18 protein-coding genes are annotated in these 17,648 nt (G+C 67.7%); 7 read left to right on the top strand and 11 right to left on the bottom strand.

The features are described from left to right. Positions 1 to 73 precede the first annotated feature (73 nt). The 10 genes from urtD to ureE all read right to left on the bottom strand — a co-directional run bounded on the left by urtD (position 74) and on the right by ureE (position 9,585). Complete coding sequence (urtD, locus tag CJZ98_RS04390; RefSeq protein WP_094588749.1) at positions 74 to 820, bottom strand: urea ABC transporter ATP-binding protein UrtD; 747 nt, start codon at positions 818 to 820, stop codon at positions 74 to 76. A 99-nt stretch (positions 821 to 919) separates the two neighbouring features. After that, positions 920 to 2,035, bottom strand: coding sequence for an urea ABC transporter permease subunit UrtC (gene urtC / locus CJZ98_RS04385; RefSeq protein WP_094588747.1), 1,116 nt, complete (start codon positions 2,033 to 2,035; stop codon positions 920 to 922). 60 nt (positions 2,036 to 2,095) lie between these two features. Beyond that, complete coding sequence (gene urtB / locus CJZ98_RS04380) at positions 2,096 to 3,253, bottom strand: urea ABC transporter permease subunit UrtB (protein WP_094588745.1); 1,158 nt, start codon at positions 3,251 to 3,253, stop codon at positions 2,096 to 2,098. A gap of 178 nt (positions 3,254 to 3,431) precedes the next feature. After that, positions 3,432 to 4,739, bottom strand: a complete 1,308-nt coding sequence (gene urtA, locus CJZ98_RS04375) for an urea ABC transporter substrate-binding protein (RefSeq protein WP_094588743.1) — start codon at positions 4,737 to 4,739, stop codon at positions 3,432 to 3,434. A gap of 256 nt (positions 4,740 to 4,995) precedes the next feature. Further along, positions 4,996 to 5,607, bottom strand: a complete 612-nt coding sequence (ureG, locus tag CJZ98_RS04370) for an urease accessory protein UreG (protein ID WP_094588741.1) — start codon at positions 5,605 to 5,607, stop codon at positions 4,996 to 4,998. 2 nt (positions 5,608 to 5,609) lie between these two features. After that, on the bottom strand, positions 5,610 to 6,623 hold the full coding sequence (locus CJZ98_RS04365) for an ABC transporter substrate-binding protein (RefSeq protein ID WP_094588739.1): 1,014 nt from the start codon (positions 6,621 to 6,623) through the stop codon (positions 5,610 to 5,612). Beyond that, a complete protein-coding gene (locus CJZ98_RS04360; protein ID WP_094588737.1) occupies positions 6,620 to 7,426 on the bottom strand; it encodes an ABC transporter ATP-binding protein in 807 nt (268 codons plus the stop codon). Before CJZ98_RS04360 ends, CJZ98_RS04365 begins: the two co-directional genes overlap by 4 nt. Beyond that, complete coding sequence (locus tag CJZ98_RS04355) at positions 7,423 to 8,307, bottom strand: ABC transporter permease (protein ID WP_094588735.1); 885 nt, start codon at positions 8,305 to 8,307, stop codon at positions 7,423 to 7,425. The genes CJZ98_RS04360 and CJZ98_RS04355 overlap by 4 nt, the downstream gene beginning before the upstream one ends. Before the next feature lie 52 nt (positions 8,308 to 8,359). Continuing rightward, the gene (locus CJZ98_RS04350) at positions 8,360 to 9,109 is read right to left on the bottom strand and encodes an urease accessory protein UreF (protein WP_094588733.1); all 750 of its coding nucleotides are present in this window, start codon (positions 9,107 to 9,109) and stop codon (positions 8,360 to 8,362) included. Continuing rightward, on the bottom strand, positions 9,109 to 9,585 hold the full coding sequence (gene ureE, locus CJZ98_RS04345) for an urease accessory protein UreE (protein WP_390625479.1): 477 nt from the start codon (positions 9,583 to 9,585) through the stop codon (positions 9,109 to 9,111). Before ureE ends, CJZ98_RS04350 begins: the two co-directional genes overlap by 1 nt. A 285-nt stretch (positions 9,586 to 9,870) precedes the next feature. Here ureE and CJZ98_RS04340 point away from each other — a divergent pair, with 285 nt between their 5' ends. The 4 genes from CJZ98_RS04340 to ureC all read left to right on the top strand — a co-directional run bounded on the left by CJZ98_RS04340 (position 9,871) and on the right by ureC (position 13,308). Next, entirely contained in the window at positions 9,871 to 10,773 is a 903-nt protein-coding gene (locus tag CJZ98_RS04340) for an urease accessory protein UreD (RefSeq protein WP_094588895.1), read from the top strand. A gap of 104 nt (positions 10,774 to 10,877) precedes the next feature. Next, the gene (locus CJZ98_RS04335) at positions 10,878 to 11,180 is read left to right on the top strand and encodes an urease subunit gamma (protein WP_094588729.1); all 303 of its coding nucleotides are present in this window, start codon (positions 10,878 to 10,880) and stop codon (positions 11,178 to 11,180) included. A 33-nt stretch (positions 11,181 to 11,213) separates the two neighbouring features. Further along, positions 11,214 to 11,531: an urease subunit beta gene (locus CJZ98_RS04330; RefSeq protein WP_094588727.1), complete on the top strand. Its 318-nt coding sequence runs from the start codon at positions 11,214 to 11,216 to the stop codon at positions 11,529 to 11,531. Between the two features lie 64 nt (positions 11,532 to 11,595). Further along, positions 11,596 to 13,308: an urease subunit alpha gene (ureC, locus tag CJZ98_RS04325; RefSeq protein ID WP_094588725.1), complete on the top strand. Its 1,713-nt coding sequence runs from the start codon at positions 11,596 to 11,598 to the stop codon at positions 13,306 to 13,308. 36 nt (positions 13,309 to 13,344) lie between these two features. Here ureC and CJZ98_RS04320 read toward each other — a convergent pair whose 3' ends face one another. Next, the gene (locus CJZ98_RS04320) at positions 13,345 to 13,908 is read right to left on the bottom strand and encodes a PilZ domain-containing protein (RefSeq protein ID WP_094588723.1); all 564 of its coding nucleotides are present in this window, start codon (positions 13,906 to 13,908) and stop codon (positions 13,345 to 13,347) included. Between the two features lie 242 nt (positions 13,909 to 14,150). On the opposite strand from CJZ98_RS04320, the gene CJZ98_RS04315 reads away from it, so the two are divergent. The 3 genes from CJZ98_RS04315 to CJZ98_RS04305 are packed head-to-tail and all read left to right on the top strand — an operon-like array spanning position 14,151 to position 17,613. Next, positions 14,151 to 15,623 carry a circularly permuted type 2 ATP-grasp protein gene (locus CJZ98_RS04315; RefSeq protein ID WP_094588721.1) on the top strand — a complete coding sequence of 491 codons (1,473 nt, stop codon included), beginning with the start codon at positions 14,151 to 14,153 and terminating at the stop codon, positions 15,621 to 15,623. Beyond that, a complete protein-coding gene (locus tag CJZ98_RS04310; RefSeq protein ID WP_094588719.1) occupies positions 15,617 to 16,702 on the top strand; it encodes an alpha-E domain-containing protein in 1,086 nt (361 codons plus the stop codon). Before CJZ98_RS04315 ends, CJZ98_RS04310 begins: the two co-directional genes overlap by 7 nt. Next, positions 16,687 to 17,613: a transglutaminase family protein gene (locus CJZ98_RS04305; RefSeq protein ID WP_094588717.1), complete on the top strand. Its 927-nt coding sequence runs from the start codon at positions 16,687 to 16,689 to the stop codon at positions 17,611 to 17,613. The genes CJZ98_RS04310 and CJZ98_RS04305 overlap by 16 nt, the downstream gene beginning before the upstream one ends. Positions 17,614 to 17,648 lie beyond the last annotated feature (35 nt).

The following is a 17,648-nucleotide window of genomic DNA, read 5'->3' as shown; positions in this document are numbered from 1 at the left end:
ATGGGTCCAAAGGAAAGGCGAAAATGAGCAGACAGTAGGGAAGGAATGCGGCAAATCCTGCGGGGTCAGCGCACTAGTCGTCGCTCTGGCCCAGATACACCTCAATCACCCGCGGATCGGCCTTGACCTGCTCCAGCGGGCCTTCAGTCAATAATTGGCCCTGGTGCAGAACCGTTACAGGGGCGTTCAGGTCGCGGATGAATTCCATGTCGTGCTCGATCACCACCACGGTGTGATCGCCCGCCAGGGATTTGATCAGCTCGGCAGTGCGCACCGTCTCCTCATCGGTGAGACCTGCCACAGGCTCATCCAGCAACAACACCTCGGGCGCCTGGGCTACCAGGGTGGCGATGGCCAGCCACTGCTTCTGGCCATGGGAGAGGGAGCCGGCACGGGTGGTGGCGAAGGGCGCCAGGCCGACGTAGTGCATCAGCCGCTGAACTTCATCCTTGGCCGATGTAGGTAGCTTGTCGATGAGGAGGTTGAAGGCACTTTTGTGGGGCGAAACGGCCAGTTCCAGGTTGCGCAGCACGGTCAGGTTCTCGAACACCCGAGGGGTCTGGAACTTACGCCCGATGCCTTCCCTGGAGATCCGCTGCTCGGACAGTCCTACCAAGGACTTGCCTCGAAAAGTGACCGTTCCCTTCGTGGGGCGCACCTTGCCGGTGATCACATCCAGAAACGTGGTCTTGCCGGCACCATTGGGACCAATGATGGATTTGAGCTCGCCCTTGTTTAGGGTCAGACTGAGGTCGGTGAGCGCATAGAAGCCATCAAAGCTTACACTCACGTCGTGGAGTTCAAGCAGGGGTTGAGTCATGGGCTCGGACCGACTGAAGAGGCGAACGGAACAGAGGAAAGCTGAGGACAGAACTGGAGGCGCATCGAGCGAGGTGCCTGGCACCGATGCGGACAATGATCAGGAGAGCTCCTCCAATGCTGTTGCATTTTCATCCAGCTTGGGATAAGTGCGGGCCTTTGGCGCGATGCCAAACGCGGCCAGTAGGGTACGGAACCCGCCATTCTTGAACCAGCCGTAGATGCCGTCCGGCATCAGCACAACAACGAAGATGAACAGGGCCCCCTGAACAAAGAGCCAGAGTTCGGGCAAGGCCTCGCTGACCAGACTGCGCAGGTAGTTGACGAGGGTCGCGCCGATGATCGGTCCCACCAGGGTGCCGCGACCGCCCACAGCCACCCAGATCACCATCTCAATCGAGTTGGAGATGGACATGAACTGGGGCGAGACGATGCCGGTCTGCACGGTGTAGAGGGCACCCGAAACGCCGCAGAGGGCACCCGCCACCAGGAAGACGATTGTCTTGAAGGGAACGGGGTTGAAACCGGTGAAGCGAAGGCGCTGCTCATCATCGCGTATGGCGATCAGGGCATCTCCGAAACGACCGCTGGTGAAGTAACGGCAGATCAGATAGGCCACTGGAAGCAATACCACGGTAAGGCGGTAAAGCCAGAGCTGCATGTCAGGAGAGCCCACCAACATGCCAAAGAGTTCGGTGGTACTGGTCTTTAGACCGTTGGTACCATTGATCAGCTTCTGTTGGCCGTTGAAGAAGTGATAGAAGACCATCAACGCCGCTTGGGTGATGATCGAGAAGTACACGCCCTTGATGCGGTTCCTGAAGATCAGGTAACCCACCAGACCGGCTACGATCGCCGGAATCAGCCACAGGGCAATCAGGGTGAAGGTGGGCGACCAGAAGGGCTGCCAGAAGAAGGGCAGCTGTTCAACGCCGTAGTTCTCGAAGAACTTGGGTATGCCATTGCCACCTGCCTCGCTCTTGGTGTTGAGCATCAGGTTCATGGCCACCGCATAACCGCCCAGGGAGAAGAAGATTCCCTGTCCCAGACTGAGAAGACCGGTGTAGCCCCAGATCAGGTCAATGGCCAGGGCCGTGATGGCCAGGGCGAAATAGCGACCGAACAGGTTGAGTCGGAAGTCATCCAGGATCGCCGGCAGGATGAACAGGGCGATCGCCAGCAGGATCCAGGGAACGAGGCGTTGAACGAGTTTCAAGGCTGGAGCTCCAGAGTTGGAGGAGAACGGTCGCGGTCAGGGGGATCGGCGCGGGCGCTATCAGGCTTCGACGGAACGTCCCTTTTGCGGGAACATGCCGTTTGGACGGAACTGCAGGAAGGCGATAATGAAGATGAACACCAACACCAGGGACATGCTGGTGGTGGCGAAGAACTCGACCACACCCTTGGCAGCCGGAGGCAGGTTCGGGAATACGATCAGCAGAGACCCCGATCCCACAACGGATTGGATGATGCCGAGGATCAGCGAGGCGAGAATTGTGCCAAGCAGATTGCCCACACCTCCCAGCACGATCACCATGAAGCAGGACACGATGTAGGCCGCCCCCAGGTTGGGCCCAACGGAACCAAGCAACGTGATGGCGCATCCAGCCACCCCAGCCAGCCCGGAGCCAATACCGAAGGTGATGCTGTCAACCCGATCGGTGGGAATGCCCAGGCAGTTGCTCATCTGACGGTTCTGGGTGACGGCACGGATGCGGAGCCCCCAGGCGCTCTTGGTCAGGAACCAGACCATCGCCAGCAGCAGCACGATGGAGAGGAGGATGATGAAGATGCGGATGCCGGGCAGTTCAATGCCGCCGATCTTGCCCCAGCTGCCCTGCAGCCATTTCGGAGCGGTGACGTCAATGTTGCGCGGTCCGAACCAGGCGCTCGCGAGGGGCCTGATCGCCGAGAGGGCGTTGACACTGACCAGGCCGATCACGCCGGCAATGGCCCAGGTGACGCCATAGAGATAGGGAAAGAAAGGCTTGTCGCCGATCTTGAGGCGCAACAGACGTGTTCCCAGAAAGCCGAGGGCGACGGCGATCAGGATCCCCATCAGCATGGCGCTGGAGATGCTGCGCACCAGCTGGATCAGGATCAGGCTGACCCCCCAGGTGGCCAGCAGGGTCTCCAAGGGTCGTCCATAGAGCTGGCGGATCAGGGTTCGCTCCAGCAAGACCCCCACCAGGGCAGTCACGATGAAGGAGAGCACCAGTGCCACGGGGAAGTAGAGCTCGAAGATCACCCCCCCCATGGGCTTGAACAGGGACTGGACGACGAAGGTCACGTAGGCACCCAGCATCATCAACTCGCCATGGGCAAGGTTGATCACACCCATCAGACCGAAGACGATCGACAGCCCCGTGGCGGCCAGCAACAGCACGGAGCCGATGCTGAGTCCATCGAGAATCTGGGAAAAGAAAAGTTCCACGGGTGGAAAGCGCTAGCGACGTTCTCAGGACCGGAGCAGCTCCAGCCCGAGGGGGAAGGTGACAGGGCCGCCCCGCCGCCTGAAGGCGGCGGGGCGAGGCCGGTGACAGGTCCAGAGGGACGGCGGGGTGGTCCGATCTCGGGTAACCCCGGGATCGGACCAGCGGTTGGGACGGCGATCAGGTGCCCATCTTGAACTTGCCGGCATCCGGCCGATTCAAGGTCCAGTCGCAGGTGTAGCCCTTGGTGTCGGGCACAAACTGGTTCCAGGGGATCGGCGGAATGGCTTTCTTGCTGTCCTCCAGGATCTTGAACTGGCCGGTGGCCTCAGCTTCCCCGATCAGCACCCGCTCGGAGGTGTGGTGGTTGGGGAACATCTTGATCTCACCCTGCGGAGCGGCAAAGGTGATGCCGATCATGTCCTTACGGACCTTGTCGAGATCCTCGAAGGTGCCGGCCTTCTCAACGGCGTTCTTCCAGAGATAGACCATGTTGTAGGCCGATTCGGCCGGGTCACCGGTCACCCGATCCTTGCCATACATGGACTGGAAGTCTGCGGTGAACTTCTTGGAGGCTGGGGTGTCCAGGCTCATGAAGAAGTTCCAGGCGGCGTAGGTGCCGGTGGTGTACTCAGGCCCGATCTGGCGGATCTCCTCCTCAGCGATGGAGAAGGACATGATCGGGTACTTGGCCGGATCGATGCCGGCGGCCTTGAACTGCTTGAACAGGGCGACGTTGGAGTCCCCGTTCAGGGTGTTGATGATGATGCCGCCGTCAGGGAAGGCCTTCTTGATCTTGGCAATGATCGGAGCAACCTCGGTATTACCGAGGGGGATGTAGTCCTCGCCGACGGTCTCGCCGCCAAGGGCCTTCATCTGCTCCTTGATGATCGTGTTGGCCGTCCGCGGATAGACGTAGTCGGAGCCAACTAGGTAGACCTTCTTGCCCAGCTTGTCGCCGAAGGTCTTCATCAGCCAATCCACGGCAGGCTCAGCCTGCTGGTTGGGAACGGCGCCGGTATAGAAGATGTTCCTGGAACACTCCTGACCTTCGTATTGAATCGGGTAGAAGAGGATGTGATTCTTCGCTTCAAAGACCGGCAGCATGGCCTTGCGGCTGGCGGAGGTCCAGCCCCCGAACACCACGGCGACCTTGTCGGAATCAATCAGCTTCTGGGCCTTCTCGGCGAAGGTGGGCCAGTCCGAGGCGCCATCTTCGGAGACGGCCACGATCTTGTAGGACTTGCCACCGACCTTGACACCACCGGCTTCATTGATCTCCTTGATCGCCATCTCCTCGACCTCCTTCAGGGTCGTTTCGGAAATGGCCATCGTTCCGCTCAGGGAGTGGAGGATGCCGACCTTCACTTCTCCGTCGAACTTGCCTCCGGATTCACCGCCGCCACCGCCACCGCAGGAGGCCAGAGACACGCCGACGGCGGTTGCGGCGAGACCGGCAACCAGTCGCCTCGGGAAATTCAGAACCATTGGTCCCTTTTCAATTTGAATGGGCGCCGCAACGCTGACGGCAGCCGGAACCTAAGGACCGGGACCGGCCTTTCATGTATCCGATGAGACAGAACCAGCCAAGCCCAGGCGTGGATGTGAGTTTGCGGTTCTGGGGCAGCCCTTTTCGTCGCCATGCACACAACAACCTGCCCTCCAAAGATCACTATCCTGATGCGCAAAGTGATGTATGCGGCCCCCAACGCTCTGGTGTCTTCAGGGCCTTGGCAGAACAGGCTCAGCCGGGCAGCTGTTGCAGCAGAAACCGCTCCACCTGCTCCAGCCCCTCGCCACTGCGCAGGTTGGTGAAGCACCAGGGGCGGCCGCCGCGCATGCGCTCGGTGTCGTGCTCCATCACCTCCAGGCTGGCGCCCACCAGCGGAGCCAGGTCGGTCTTGTTGATCACCAGCAGGTCGGAGCGGGTGATGCCGGGGCCGCCCTTGCGGGGGATCTTGTCGCCGGCAGCCACGTCGATCACGTAGATGCACAGGTCCACCAGCTCGGGGCTGAAGCTGGCGGCCAGGTTGTCGCCGCCGCTCTCCACCAGCACCAGATCCAGCCCCGGGAAGGCCCGTTCCAGCTCCTCCACCGCCGCCCGGTTGATCGAGCAGTCCTCACGGATCGCCGTGTGGGGGCAGCCACCCGTCTCCACGCCGCGAATGCGCTCCGGCTCCAGGGCGCCGGCGCGGGTGAGGAACTGGGCATCCTCCTGGGTGTAGATGTCGTTGGTGACCACCGCCAGCTGCAGCCGCTCCCGCAGCCGCCGGCAGAGGGCCTCCACCAGGGCCGTCTTGCCCGAGCCCACCGGTCCGGCGACCCCGACCCGCAGCCGGCTGCCCCCGCTGGCCACGGTTAGCCCACCACCTGGGTGGCTTCCTTGAGCAGCGATTCCGGCAGGGTCACGCCAATGGCGGCAGCGGTGGTCTTGCTCACCAGCAGGTCGGTCTTGGTGAGGGGCTCGAAGGCGATCTTGGCGGGCGATTCGCCCTTCAGCACCCGCACCGCTAGCTTGCCGGCGGCATAGCCATCGGCGTGATAGGTCCAACCGATTGTTGCGAGGGTGCCCGGTAACTTGATGTCGTCGGCATCCACCGAATACACGGGGATCTTGTTCTCCAGACCTACCTTGGCGATCGAGCCGAAGCCCTGGATCGTGGCGTAATCGCCGATCTTCACGAAGGCCTCCACCTTTTTCTCCGCCAGGGCCTGGGCCGCCTGCAGCACCTCACCGGAGTTGGCCACCGCCTGCTCCACCACCGTGATGCCGCGCTTGGCGGCCTCTTGGCGCAGCACCTTGGCTTCGTATTCGGAGTTGGGCTCGCCGGGGTTGAAGATCAGGCCCACGGTCTTGAGGGCCGGGTTCACGGCCCGGGCCAGATCCAGCTCCTTGCCCACCGGGTTGGTGCCGATGGTGCCCACCACGTTGGGCTTGTGCTGGCCCACGCCGCCGGGGGGCGTGCCAGCGCCGGCGCCCCAGGGGTTGGAGGTGTACGTGAAGATCACGGGCACCGAGGCGGGCATCACCTTCATGGCTGCCTGCAGGGGCGGCGTCCCCACCGCCACCACCATGTCCACCGGCTCGCCTAGGAACTGCTTCATCACCAGGGTGGTGTTGGGCAGTTCGCCGGCGGCGTCCTTGCGGATCAGGGTCACGGTGGAGCCGTCCTTGAAGCCGGCATCGGCCAGGGCCGCGATCACCCCGTCGCGGGTCTGGTTGGGGGGCGGGGCATCCACCATCTGCAGGATGCCGATCACCGGGCCCTTGGCACTGCGATCGCCGCCGAGCTTGCCGCACGCGGCCAGCAGCAGGCTGCTGCCGGCACCCGCCCCCATCAGGGCCAGAAACTCGCGACGGCCGAGGGTCATGGGGAGGTGGAGGATCCAGCTCCAACTGTGGCGCTGCCGTAGAGGGCCCGCAATGAGGTCGGGGTGAACTGTTGCCGCTCGGCGGCGCTCCAGTCACCGATCAGCTGGCCGTCCTGCAGCATCACCAGCCGGTCGCCGTAGCGCAGGGCCTGCTCGAGGCTGTGGGTCACCATCAAGGTGGTGGTGCCGAGCCGGCGTACCAGCCGCTCGGTGAGCTCCATCACGGTGGCCTCGGCCCGGGGATCGAGGGCGGCGGTGTGCTCGTCGAGCAGGAGCAGGCTCGGCTTCCCCAGGGTCGCCATCACCAGGCTGATGGTCTGGCGCTGGCCGCCGGAGAGCTGGCCCACCGCTGTGTCGAGCCGATCGGCCAGGGGCAGGCCCAGCTCCTGCAGCAGGGCCCTGTAGCGCTGGCGATCGGCGCGGCTGGGGTGCAGACCGCCGAGCAGACCGCGCCGACCGAACACACTGCTGCGACGGCATTCGGCCAGCCGCAGGTTCTCGGCGATGGTCAGGCTGGGGGCCGTGCCATCGAGCGGGTTCTGCATCACCCGCCCGATGACTCGGGCCCGCCGATAGTCCGGCCATCCAACCAGGTCCCGGCCATCCAACTGAACCGAGCCTCCGCCGGCCCGCAGGCTGCCGGCGATCAGATTGAGCAACGTCGACTTGCCGCAGCCGTTGCTGCCGATCACCACCACGAACTGGCCCGTGGGGCAGGCGAGCTGGAAGCCGTCGAACAGCTGGCGCCAGCCGCCGCCGGGTTGGGGGTGACCCCAGCGCAGATCACGGACCTGCAGGCTCATGGCCGGCCTCCGGGATCGGAGAGGCGTGGGATGCGCACCCGGCCCAGGGCCAGGGCCGCCAGCAGCAGCAGGGCCGTGGCCAGCTTGAGATCCACCGGCTCCATGCCCAGCTGCAGGGCCAGGGCAATCATCGCCCGGAACAGCACCGAACCCACCACCACCGCCAGCAGGGCCATCGGCACGCTGCGGGGCCGCAGCACCGACTCGCCGACGATCACGGCTCCGAGGCCGAGGATCAGCGAGCCGATGCCCATGGCCGAGTCGGCGAAGCCGTTGTAAAGGGCCACCAGGGCACCGGCGAGGGCCACCAGGCCATTGCCGGCGGCAATGCCAACGGTGAGGCCTCGGCCGGTGCTGATGCCGTTGGCACGGGCCATCACCGGGTTGTTGCCCAGGGCCCGCAGGGCCAGGCCCATGTCGGTGGCCAGCATCAGGGCCAGGAAGCCGATCAGGCCCGCCACCACCAACAGCAGCGCCAGGGCCCACTGGCCGTCGGGGCCCAGGCCCAGATCGGGCAGGTGGCGGATCGCCAGGGGCGGGTCGGTGAGCGGGATGTTGGAGCGGCCCATCAGCCGCAGGGTCACGGTGTAGAGGCCGGTGGTGGTGAGGATGCCGGCGAACAGGTCATTCACCCCGAGGCGGGTGTGGATCAGGCCGGTGACGGTGCCCGCCAGGGCCCCCAGGGCCACGGCCGCCAGCAGGGCCAGGGGCGGGGCCACGTCGCGGCTGATCAGCAGGGCGGCGCTGCCCCCGCCGAGGGCGAAGGAGCCGTCGACGGTGATGTCGGCGAAGTTGAGCACCCGTAGGGTGAGATACACGCCGAGGGCGAGGCCGGCATAGGCCAGGCCCTGGTCGAGGGCGCCGATCCAGATGGAGAGCATCGGCGCATTGTGCCGGCAATCCGGGTGGGGGCCCAGGTGGGGCCTAGCACCTTCAGCTGCGGAACAGGCGCGAATACAGCTCGGCGTGCTGGAGCTGGGCCAGGCCCGCTCCCACCCCGCCGCTCCAGAGATCGCGGGGATCGGCTGCGGCCAGGCTCGCCGCCCGCTCGGCGATCAGCGGCGCCAGGGCCAGCTGCAGCCGCTGGCCGTCGGTGGGCCCCAGGGGCACCAGCCGCACCGCGGCGCTGATCTGGTTGGCCACCCAGCCATAGAGGTAGGCCTGCTCCAGGGCCGGAGACGCCAGCTCCAGGCAGAGGCCGGCCCAGGCAAAGGCGGCCGGCCAGGCCAGAGCCTGAACACGGGTGGAACCGGCCCGGGCGGCCAGCGGCATGCCCGAGCCGGGCAGGGGCCAGCCCAGATCGGTCAGCAGCTGGAGCAGCGACTGGCCCATCTGCAGTTGCTGGGCCCGCAGTTCGGCCGCCTCGCGCTGGGCCAGCAGCCAGCCATCGAGTTCGACCAGCTCCCGCCGCCCCGCCGCAGCCCGCTCCAGGTCGCCTGCCTGCTCCCCACCCTCCGCCTCCCGCCAGTGCCGCAGGGCCGCGGCCAGGGGGGCCAGCGCCGCCGCCTCGATCGCCACCGCGCCGCGCCGCAGCTCCGCCTCCAGCCAGCCCCGCAGCGCTGCCGCGTCGCCCAGGCGCCCGGCCTGCACCAGCACCTCCAGCCCCTCCGAATAGCTGAAGCCACCCACCGGCAGTGCCGGACTCACCAGCTGGAACAGTCGCAGCCGCGCGGCGTCCGCCATCAGGCGTGGTGCTGGTGGTGGTGCTGGTGGGCGCCACCGCCATAGGCGCCGGCCTCGGGCCGGAAGGGGGCCTGCAGCTCCTCCAGCTCCAGGCCCCGCTGGCTCAGCAGCTCCGCCAGCACCGAGTCCTGCAGCAGCCGCAGCTCGCCGGGGTGGAGTTCCAGGGCTACGTGGCGGTTGCCGAGGTGATAGGCCGCCTGCAGCAGGGCCAGGGGGTCGGCCGCCAGCACCCGCAGCAGCGGCTCCGGCGCCGCCTCCACCTGGACCCGCGTGCCGCCGGGGCCGCCCAGCCACTCGCCTGGCTCCAGGGCTGCCCCCCGGGGCAGCTGCAACAGCAACGCCCGGCCGCAGGCACTGCTGCGGCGCCCCCGCAGGCTGGTGCGCTCCTGGGCCGTGAGCGGCAGGCGCAGCGAGGCAGGGCCAGTGGCAGCCTGGGGATCGTGGCCCAGGCGCTGCTCCAGCAGCAGGGGCGCCAGGGATTCGGGACCTTGGCCTCGGTCCGGATCCGGGCTGCCTGCGGTGGACGACGCGGAAGGCAGGACGGACGACACGGGGCGGGGCGGACGAACGGAATGGCGAGAGGCGGGACAGCCGGGCGACCGGGAAGCAGGCCGGCCGGGGTACAGCGAGCCCACCCTGGCGACCTGGGGCATCACGACCCTGTGCCCGTTGTTACCGGAACGCGCCTACCGCGACCCCAGCATGGACCCATGAACGGTCCGGCCCCAGTTCCTATCAGCCTCCAGGCCGATCCCGCCGCCATGCCACCGCCCGCCCCCTGGCGCGGCGAGGCCCGGCTGCAGTTCGCCCCCGGCGAAGGCGGCCGCACCGTGAACCAGGGCGGGGCCACGGCGCCGCTCAAGCTGCAGCGTGCCATCCACCACGGGGACGGCCGCTGCGAACTGCCGCTGTTGCACACCGCCGGTGGCCTGGTGGGCGGCGATCAACTGCGGCTCCAGGCCGAGCTGGCGCCCGGCAGCCGCGCCCTGCTCACCAGCGTGGCGGCGCAGAAGGTCTACGGCTCGGTGGGGCGCTCGCGCCGCGCGCCGGGGGGCAGCTGGGCCCAGCAGGAGCTGGGATTGCGGCTGGCGGCCGGCGCCGACCTGGAGTGGCTGCCCCAGGAGCTGGTGCTCTACGGCGGTGGCCTGTTCGAGCAGCGCACCCGGGTGGAGTTGGCGCCCGGGGCCGGCTTCCTCAGCGCCGAGGTGGTGCGGCTGGGGCTGAGTGCGGCCGGCGAAGACCTGGGCTCGGGCCGCTGGCGCTCCCAGCTGGAGATCCGTCGCCAGGGTGCTGATGGGAGCCGCTGGGAGCTGGTGGACCGGCTGGAACTGGGCGGCGAGGGCCTGGATCAGGAGCACGGCATGGCGGGCCAGCCGGTGTTCGGCAGCTTGGTGTGGGCGGCGCCTGAACCGCTCGAGGCCGGCCGCCTGGCCGACCTGCTCGCCGCCTGCCGCGGCGACCGCGAGGGGCTGGAGGGGGAGATGGCCTGCGGCCCCCTGCCTCAAGGCCTGGTGGCCCGCTACCGCGGCCGCTCCACCCAGGCGGCACGCTTCTGGTTCACGCGCCTCTGGGCCCGCACCCGCGCCGTGCGCGGCCTGGAGCCGCCCGCCTTGCCGCGGGTGTGGCCGTTCCAGGAGGACCCGCTGGCGGGGATCGCGGCCTGAGGGCACCGGGCAGACCACCAGCCCGTTCCCCCTGAACGGTCCAACGCGGCATCCCACTGTCAGAGTGAAGGCATCCAGCCCAACGCCGCACCCGCCCAGGCGCCATGCACCTGACCCCCCAGGAGAAGGACAAGCTCCTGATCGTGACCGCGGCCCTGCTGGCGGAGCGGCGCATGAACCGCGGCCTCAGGCTGAACTACCCGGAAGCGGTGGCTTGGCTCAGTTTCCTCGTGCTGGAAGGGGCCCGCGACGGTCGCAGCGTGGCCGAACTGATGGCGGAGGGAACCACCTGGCTGGGCCGCGACCAGGTGATGGAGGGGGTGCCGGAGCTGGTGCACGAGGTGCAGATCGAAGCGGTGTTTCCTGACGGCACCAAGCTCGTGACCCTGCACGACCCGATCCGCTGAACCGCTCCCGACACCCACAGCCGCCACCCTGCGATGCCCCCCCTGATCCCCGGCGAACTGCTCCCTGAACCCGGCACGTTGGAGCTGAATGCCGGCCGCCCCGTCACCACCCTGCTGGTGGCCAACAGCGGCGATCGGCCAGTGCAGGTGGGCTCCCACTTCCACTTCCACGAGGCCAACGGCGCCCTGCAGTTCGACCGCGAAGCGGCCCGCGGCCTGCGCCTCGACATCCCGGCCGGCACGGCGATCCGCTTCGAGCCTGGCGACAGCCGCGAGGTGCAGTTGGTGCCCTTCGCCGGTGCACGCCGCGTGTTCGGCTTCAACGGCCTGGTCAACGGCCCACTCGACTGAACCCTCCAGGCCGCAACGCGAACCCCGGCCCCCCTGCCTGCCCATCTCCTCAGCCGCCCCGGCCATGCCCTACCGGATCGATCGCCGCACCTACGCCGAGACCTACGGCCCCACCACGGGCGACCGGCTGCGGCTGGCTGACACCGAGCTGATTCTCGAGGTGGAGAAGGACTACACCGTCTACGGCGATGAGGTGAAGTTCGGCGGCGGCAAGGTGATCCGCGACGGCATGGGTCAGGCCCAGACCACCCGCGCCGATGGTGCCGTGGACACGGTGATCACCAACGCCCTGATCCTCGACTGGTGGGGCATCGTGAAGGCCGACATCGGCCTGCGCGACGGCCGCATCGTGGCCATCGGCAAGGCGGGCAACCCCGATACCCAGGCTGGGGTGACGATCGTGGTGGGACCGGGCACCGAAGCGATCGCCGGGGAAGGTCACATCGTGACCGCCGGCGCCATCGACACCCACATCCACTTCATCTGTCCTCAGCAGGTGGAAACCGCCCTGGCCAGCGGGGTGACCACGATGCTCGGCGGCGGCACCGGCCCGGCCACGGGCTCCAACGCCACCACCTGCACCCCCGGCGCCTTCCACATGGCCCGCATGCTGCAGGCGGCCGAAGGCCTGCCGGTGAATCTGGGCTTCTTCGGCAAGGGCAACGCCAGCACCCCCGAGGGTCTTGAGGAGCAGATCCGCGCCGGCGCCATCACCCTGAAACTCCACGAGGACTGGGGCACCACCCCCGCGGCGATCGACTGCTGCCTGTCGGTGGCGGATCGCTTCGACATCCAGGTGGCGATCCACTCCGACACCCTCAACGAGGCCGGTTTCGTGGAGGACACGATCCGCGCCATCGGCGGCCGCACCATCCATACCTTCCACACCGAAGGCGCCGGCGGCGGCCATGCGCCCGACATCATCCGGATCTGCGGCGAGGCCAACGTGCTGCCCAGCTCCACCAACCCCACGCGCCCCTATACGCGCAACACCCTGGAGGAGCACCTCGACATGTTGATGGTGTGCCACCACCTGGATCCCAGGATCCCGGAGGACGTGGCCTTCGCCGAGTCGCGCATCCGCCGGGAGACGATTGCCGCCGAGGACATCCTCCACGACATCGGCGCCTTCTCGATCATCGCCAGCGATTCCCAGGCCATGGGCCGGGTGGGCGAGGTGATCACCCGCACCTTCCAGACCGCCCACAAGATGAAGGTGCAGCGTGGCGCATTGGAGGGAGACTCGGAGCGCAACGACAACACCCGGCTCAAGCGCTACATCGCCAAGGTGACGATCAACCCGGCGATCGTTCACGGCATCGACCACCAGGTGGGCTCGGTGGAAGTGGGCAAGCTGGCGGATCTGGTGCTCTGGAAGCCCGGGTTCTTCGGGGTGAAACCGGAGCTGGTGATCAAGGGCGGCTCGATCGTGTGGGCCCAGATGGGCGATGCCAATGCTTCCATCCCCACCCCCGGCCCCGTGCACGGCCGGCCGATGTTCGCCGCCTTCGGCAAGGCTCTCGCTCCCAGCTGCCTCACCTTCTTGAGCCAGGCCGCCCTGGAAGACGACGTGCCCCGCCGCCTGGGTCTGGAGCGGCTCTGCGTGCCGGTGCAGAACACCCGCGGCGGCATCGGCAAAGCGTCGATGAAGAACAACACGGCCCTGCCCCGGGTGGAGGTGGATCCCCAGACCTACGAGGTGTTCGCCGACGGCGCCCTGCTGACCTGCGAGCCGGCCGAGGTGTTGCCGATGGCCCAGCGCTACTTCCTTCTCTGAGGTGGCTCGAGAGCCTGGTCGGGGCGGCCTTCAGATCTAGAGGGCCCGGCGGACCGCCCGGCGACAGGGCAGCAGGTCCGGCAGCTCGGCCAGCTGCTGATTAAAGCCGATCCCCATGGTCACTACGTAGTCGGACTTGACGAACCAGCGCAGCTCCCCGAGCAGGTCGCTGACGCCGAAGGAGGGGTGGGCCGTCACATTCACTCGCACGCGGTGGCGGGGCGCGAAGTGATGGTCGGTGCTGTCGGTGATCAACAGGCAGAGGCCACCGAGGCTGATATCGAGGATGTCGGCCAGGAGCCAGGCCGTGACCGGTTCGAGCGCGTCGTTGAGCAACTGCAGGCCGATCGGTCTACACACCTCAACGGGATGGCGGTAGGTGCGGCGCTGGTCGTCGCCTGGCTCCCCCCCGTCCTCGTCTTCTCCGGATCCATGGAGCAGCGTGCCGGCCTCGATCTCTAGCAGTTGCTCCAGCTCGGCGAGGCCGCTCTCGGGCGCGCTCGCTGGGTCGCCTGTGGAGCTGCCCTGGCCGCTGGCCGTGCCGCGAGCGGCACCCGCATCGGGATGGGGCAACTCATCGGGCGGAAAGATCGAAGGCATGGATCGGAAACGGCGGTGGGACTGCTGGGCACCAGCAAAGTCCGCGCCTAAGCTAGAGCCGTGCCCCAGCCGCGACCACTGTCCTCCGGAGGGGGGGGCCAGGAACGGTGGCCGCCCCCGCACATCCCACCCGCCCAGGAATCCAGCCCCGCGTCGCGAAGCGTCAGCCCCGCGATTCCGTAGCAATCGAGACCCGACGGGGCGTTTCCGCTCTGCAGGATGCCCCCCTGGGGAGCCCCGCCATGTTCACCGACTACCGGCCCGACAAGGGCTACGACGAGTATTTCAGCAGCTGCGACGAGCCGCGCGCGGCCCTGCGGCCCCTGCTCTCCTCCCTCGGGGCCCTGGGCCTGGAGGAGCTGAACCGCAACCACGCCGCCGCCGGCGTGCTGCTCAAGCGGCTGGGGGCCACCTTCCGGCTTAACGGCTCGGGCAATAGCGGCGGCGAGCGCATCCTGCCTTTCGATCCCCTGCCCAGGCTGATCCGCACCGGCGAGTGGCAGCGGCTGGAGCGGGGCCTGATCCAGCGCCTGGAGGCGATCGATGCCTTCCTGGCCGATGTCTACGGCGAGCAACGCATCTTGAATGATGGCGTGGTGCCGCGTGAGGACGTGGAGAGCTCCCAGGGCTGGCGGCCCCAGATGCGGGGCTTTAGTCCACCCCTGGGCCGCTGGTGCCATGTGTCTGGGCTGGACCTGGTGCGCGACGGCAGCGGCACCTGGCGCGTGCTGGAGGACAACCTGCGCTGCCCCTCTGGAGTCGCCTATTTCCTCGAGAACCGGCGCGTGATGAAGCGCATGTTCCCGAGCCTGTTCGAGGGCCGCACGGTGCAGCCCATCGACGCCTACCCCTCACACCTGCTCCAGACCCTGCGGGACCTGGCTCCTTGGACCGAGCACCCACGGGTGGTGCTGCTCACTCCGGGGGTGTTCAACAGCGCCTACTTCGAGCACAGCTACCTGGCCCAGCAGATGGGGATCCAGCTGGTGGAGGGGCGTGACCTCGCCTGCCAGGACGGACGGGTGTGGATGCGCAGCACCGGCGGACTGCAGCCGGTGGACGTGATCTACCGCCGTATTGACGACGACTTCCTCGATCCCGCCGTATTTCGTCCCGACTCGATGCTGGGGGTGCGGGGCCTGATGGAGGTGTATGCCGCGGGGAGAGTCGCCATCGCTAACGCTCCGGGCACGGGCGTGGCCGACGACAAGCTGATCTATGCCTATGTGCCGGAGATGGTGCGCTACTACCTCGGCGAAGAGCCGATCATCGCCAACGTGCCCACCTACCTCTGCTCCCGGCCCGATGACCGGGCCTACGTGCTGGCCCATCTGGGTGAACTGGTGGTGAAGGCGGTATCGGAGGCGGGGGGCTACGGGATGCTGATTGGCCCCCATGCCAGCGCCGAGGAGATCGCCGAGTTCGCCGTCAAGATCGAGGCCGACCCGCGCAATTTCATCGCCCAGCCCACCCTGGATCTCTCCACGGTCCCCTCCCTGAGCGAGGGCGAGCTCTACCCCTGCCACGTCGATCTGCGCCCCTACGTGCTGCGGGGCCAGGGGGCCTGGGTGAGCCCCGGCGGGCTGACCCGGGTGGCCCTGCGGCGCGGCTCGCTGGTGGTGAATTCCTCCCAGGGCGGCGGCTGCAAGGACACCTGGATCGTCGATGACCAGGAGGCCCAGCAAGAGGCCCAGCAGGAGGCGCGCCCATGCTGAGCCGCGTTGCCGATTCCCTCTACTGGATCAACCGCTACGTGGAGCGGGCCGAGAACATCTCCCGCTTTGTGGAGGTGAGCGAGGCGATGGCGCTGGATTGCCCCCCCGGCAGCGCCGAGCCCTGGCTGCCGCTGATCGATGCCAGCGGTGACCGCGAACTGTTCGACCGCCTCTATCCCGGCGGCGGCCCGCCGCAGGTGGTGGAGTTCCTGGTGCACTGCCCGGACAACCCCAACAGCATCGTGAGCTGCATCCTCATGGCGCGGGAGAACACTCGCCAGATCCGCGATGTGATCACCACGGAGATGTGGGAGCAGATCAACGGGCTCTACTGGACCCTGGTGGAGAACGACAGTTTCTGGGACCAGCCCCCGCAGGAGCAACTGCGGGAGATCCGCCGGGGCTGCCAGCTCTTCTACGGCATCACCGACGCCACCCTCAGCCGCGACCTCTCCTGGCAGTTCAGCAGGCTGGGCCGGCTGATCGAGCGCGCCGACAAGACGACCCGGATCCTGGACGTGAAGTATTTCCTGCTGCTGCCCAGCCCCGAGGAGGTTGGCGGCGTGCTGGATGAGCTGCAGTGGATCTCGCTGCTGCGCTGCGCGGGTGCCTACCAGATGTTCCGCCAGTCGAGCCAGCAGGCGATCTGCCCCAGGGCCGTGGCCGACTTCCTGCTGCTGGATCCGGCGTTCCCACGCTCGGTGCGCTACTGCCTGGAGCGGATCCACGAAACCCTGCGTATCGTCGGGGGCCAGCGGCTGCCGGGCACGCCGGATGCCCTGGAGTGCCTCAGCGGCCTGACCCTGGCCCGCTGGAGCTACACCCACATCGATGCCCTGATCGCCGACGGCCTGCACGAGGCGATCGACGACCTGCAGGGCGACCTGAACAGCCTCCACGATCTGATCCACGCGCGCTACTTCGTGAGCTCCTCGCCCGTGGGTGCGCCCCCCGTCGCCAGTCCCCCCAGCGGGGATACAGGCCAGGCTGGTGCCACCGCCGCGGCCAGCCCACCCGGCCCCGCGTCCCTCCCTACTTCTCCCGTTTCGAGTTCCACCCCGGCATGCGCGCCCGCCTGACCCATCGCTTCGAGTACCGCTACAGCGCGCCCGTGCTGCTGGGACCGCATCGCTTCTGCCTGCGGCCGCGGCCCCAGGGATTCCAGCGGGTGCTGGATTACCGGCTGGAGGTGAGTCCCGAGCCCAGCCAGCTCTACGACCTGCTGGCCGCCAGCGGCGACACCGTGACGCGGGCCCGCTTTCTGGGCGAGAGCGACCACTTCCTGGTGGTGGCCCGCTCCGAGGTGGAAACCTTCAGCCAGCCCCTGATCACGGCCTGCCTGGACGAGGACATGGCCCGCCTGCCGGTGTCGATCGGGCGGCTCAACCCGGACCTGCTCAGCAACCTGCAGGGTTGGCTGCCCAACGGCCAGCACGACCCGGCGGCGGTGGACCTGGCCCAGGAGGCGCTGATGGGCTGTGACCAGCGCAGCCTCAATTTCCTGCAGCAGCTCATCGAGGTGATCCAGGACCGGGTCAAGTACACCGAGCGCCACGTGGGCCCGGCCTGGCCCGCCGGCCGCACCCTCAAGGAGCGGGTGGGCTCCTGCCGCGACCTGGCGGTGCTGATGATCGAGGCCTGCCGCAGCGTGGGCCTCCCGGCCCGCTTCGTGAGCGGCTACCACCTGCTCGAGCCCAGACCCGCCCGCTACGACCTGCACGCCTGGACCGAGGTGTACCTGCAGGGGGCGGGCTGGCGCGGCTTCGACGCCAGCGGTCAGGGGGCGGTGGACGAGCGCTACATCCCCCTGGCCACCTCCTCCCGCTCCGACCTCAGCGCCGCCATCAGTGGGACCTTCTCCGGCCCGCCGGGGGTGGAGAGCAGCCTGGATTGGAGCATCGAAGCAGACATTCTCGATCCACCGCCCAGCCCCGACAACATCCCAGGCGTTCAGCTGGCGGCCGACCTGGCCCTCCCCCAGGCAGGCTGAATGGCCACGGCAGGCTGAGGTGTCCTGCCCGACGC

It is taken from the genome of Vulcanococcus limneticus LL (assembly GCF_002252705.1).
GTDB classification, from domain to species: Bacteria; Cyanobacteriota; Cyanobacteriia; order PCC-6307; family Cyanobiaceae; genus Vulcanococcus; species Vulcanococcus limneticus.
The sequence above is the reverse complement of the archived record's forward strand: the minus strand, read 5'-3'. Positions and strand labels throughout refer to the sequence as shown.

Excerpts from the sequence above, each read along its gene's own strand:
- CJZ98_RS04320 (WP_094588723.1), bottom strand. The coding sequence starts at position 13,908 with ATGCCTTCGATCTTTCCGCCCGATGAGTTGCCCCATCCCGATGCGGGT.
- CJZ98_RS04335 (WP_094588729.1), top strand. The coding sequence starts at position 10,878 with ATGCACCTGACCCCCCAGGAGAAGGACAAGCTCCTGATCGTGACCGCG.
- CJZ98_RS04365 (WP_094588739.1), bottom strand. The coding sequence starts at position 6,623 with ATGACCCTCGGCCGTCGCGAGTTTCTGGCCCTGATGGGGGCGGGTGCC.
- CJZ98_RS04350 (WP_094588733.1), bottom strand. The coding sequence starts at position 9,109 with ATGGCGGACGCCGCGCGGCTGCGACTGTTCCAGCTGGTGAGTCCGGCA.
- urtA (WP_094588743.1), bottom strand. The coding sequence starts at position 4,739 with ATGGTTCTGAATTTCCCGAGGCGACTGGTTGCCGGTCTCGCCGCAACC.
- CJZ98_RS04315 (WP_094588721.1), top strand. The coding sequence starts at position 14,151 with ATGTTCACCGACTACCGGCCCGACAAGGGCTACGACGAGTATTTCAGC.
- CJZ98_RS04330 (WP_094588727.1), top strand. The coding sequence starts at position 11,214 with ATGCCCCCCCTGATCCCCGGCGAACTGCTCCCTGAACCCGGCACGTTG.
- CJZ98_RS04340 (WP_094588895.1), top strand. The coding sequence starts at position 9,871 with ATGCCACCGCCCGCCCCCTGGCGCGGCGAGGCCCGGCTGCAGTTCGCC.
- CJZ98_RS04305 (WP_094588717.1), top strand. The coding sequence starts at position 16,687 with ATGCGCGCCCGCCTGACCCATCGCTTCGAGTACCGCTACAGCGCGCCC.
- CJZ98_RS04360 (WP_094588737.1), bottom strand. The coding sequence starts at position 7,426 with ATGAGCCTGCAGGTCCGTGATCTGCGCTGGGGTCACCCCCAACCCGGC.
- CJZ98_RS04310 (WP_094588719.1), top strand. The coding sequence starts at position 15,617 with ATGCTGAGCCGCGTTGCCGATTCCCTCTACTGGATCAACCGCTACGTG.
- ureC (WP_094588725.1), top strand. The coding sequence starts at position 11,596 with ATGCCCTACCGGATCGATCGCCGCACCTACGCCGAGACCTACGGCCCC.
- CJZ98_RS04355 (WP_094588735.1), bottom strand. The coding sequence starts at position 8,307 with ATGCTCTCCATCTGGATCGGCGCCCTCGACCAGGGCCTGGCCTATGCC.
- urtD (WP_094588749.1), bottom strand. The coding sequence starts at position 820 with ATGACTCAACCCCTGCTTGAACTCCACGACGTGAGTGTAAGCTTTGAT.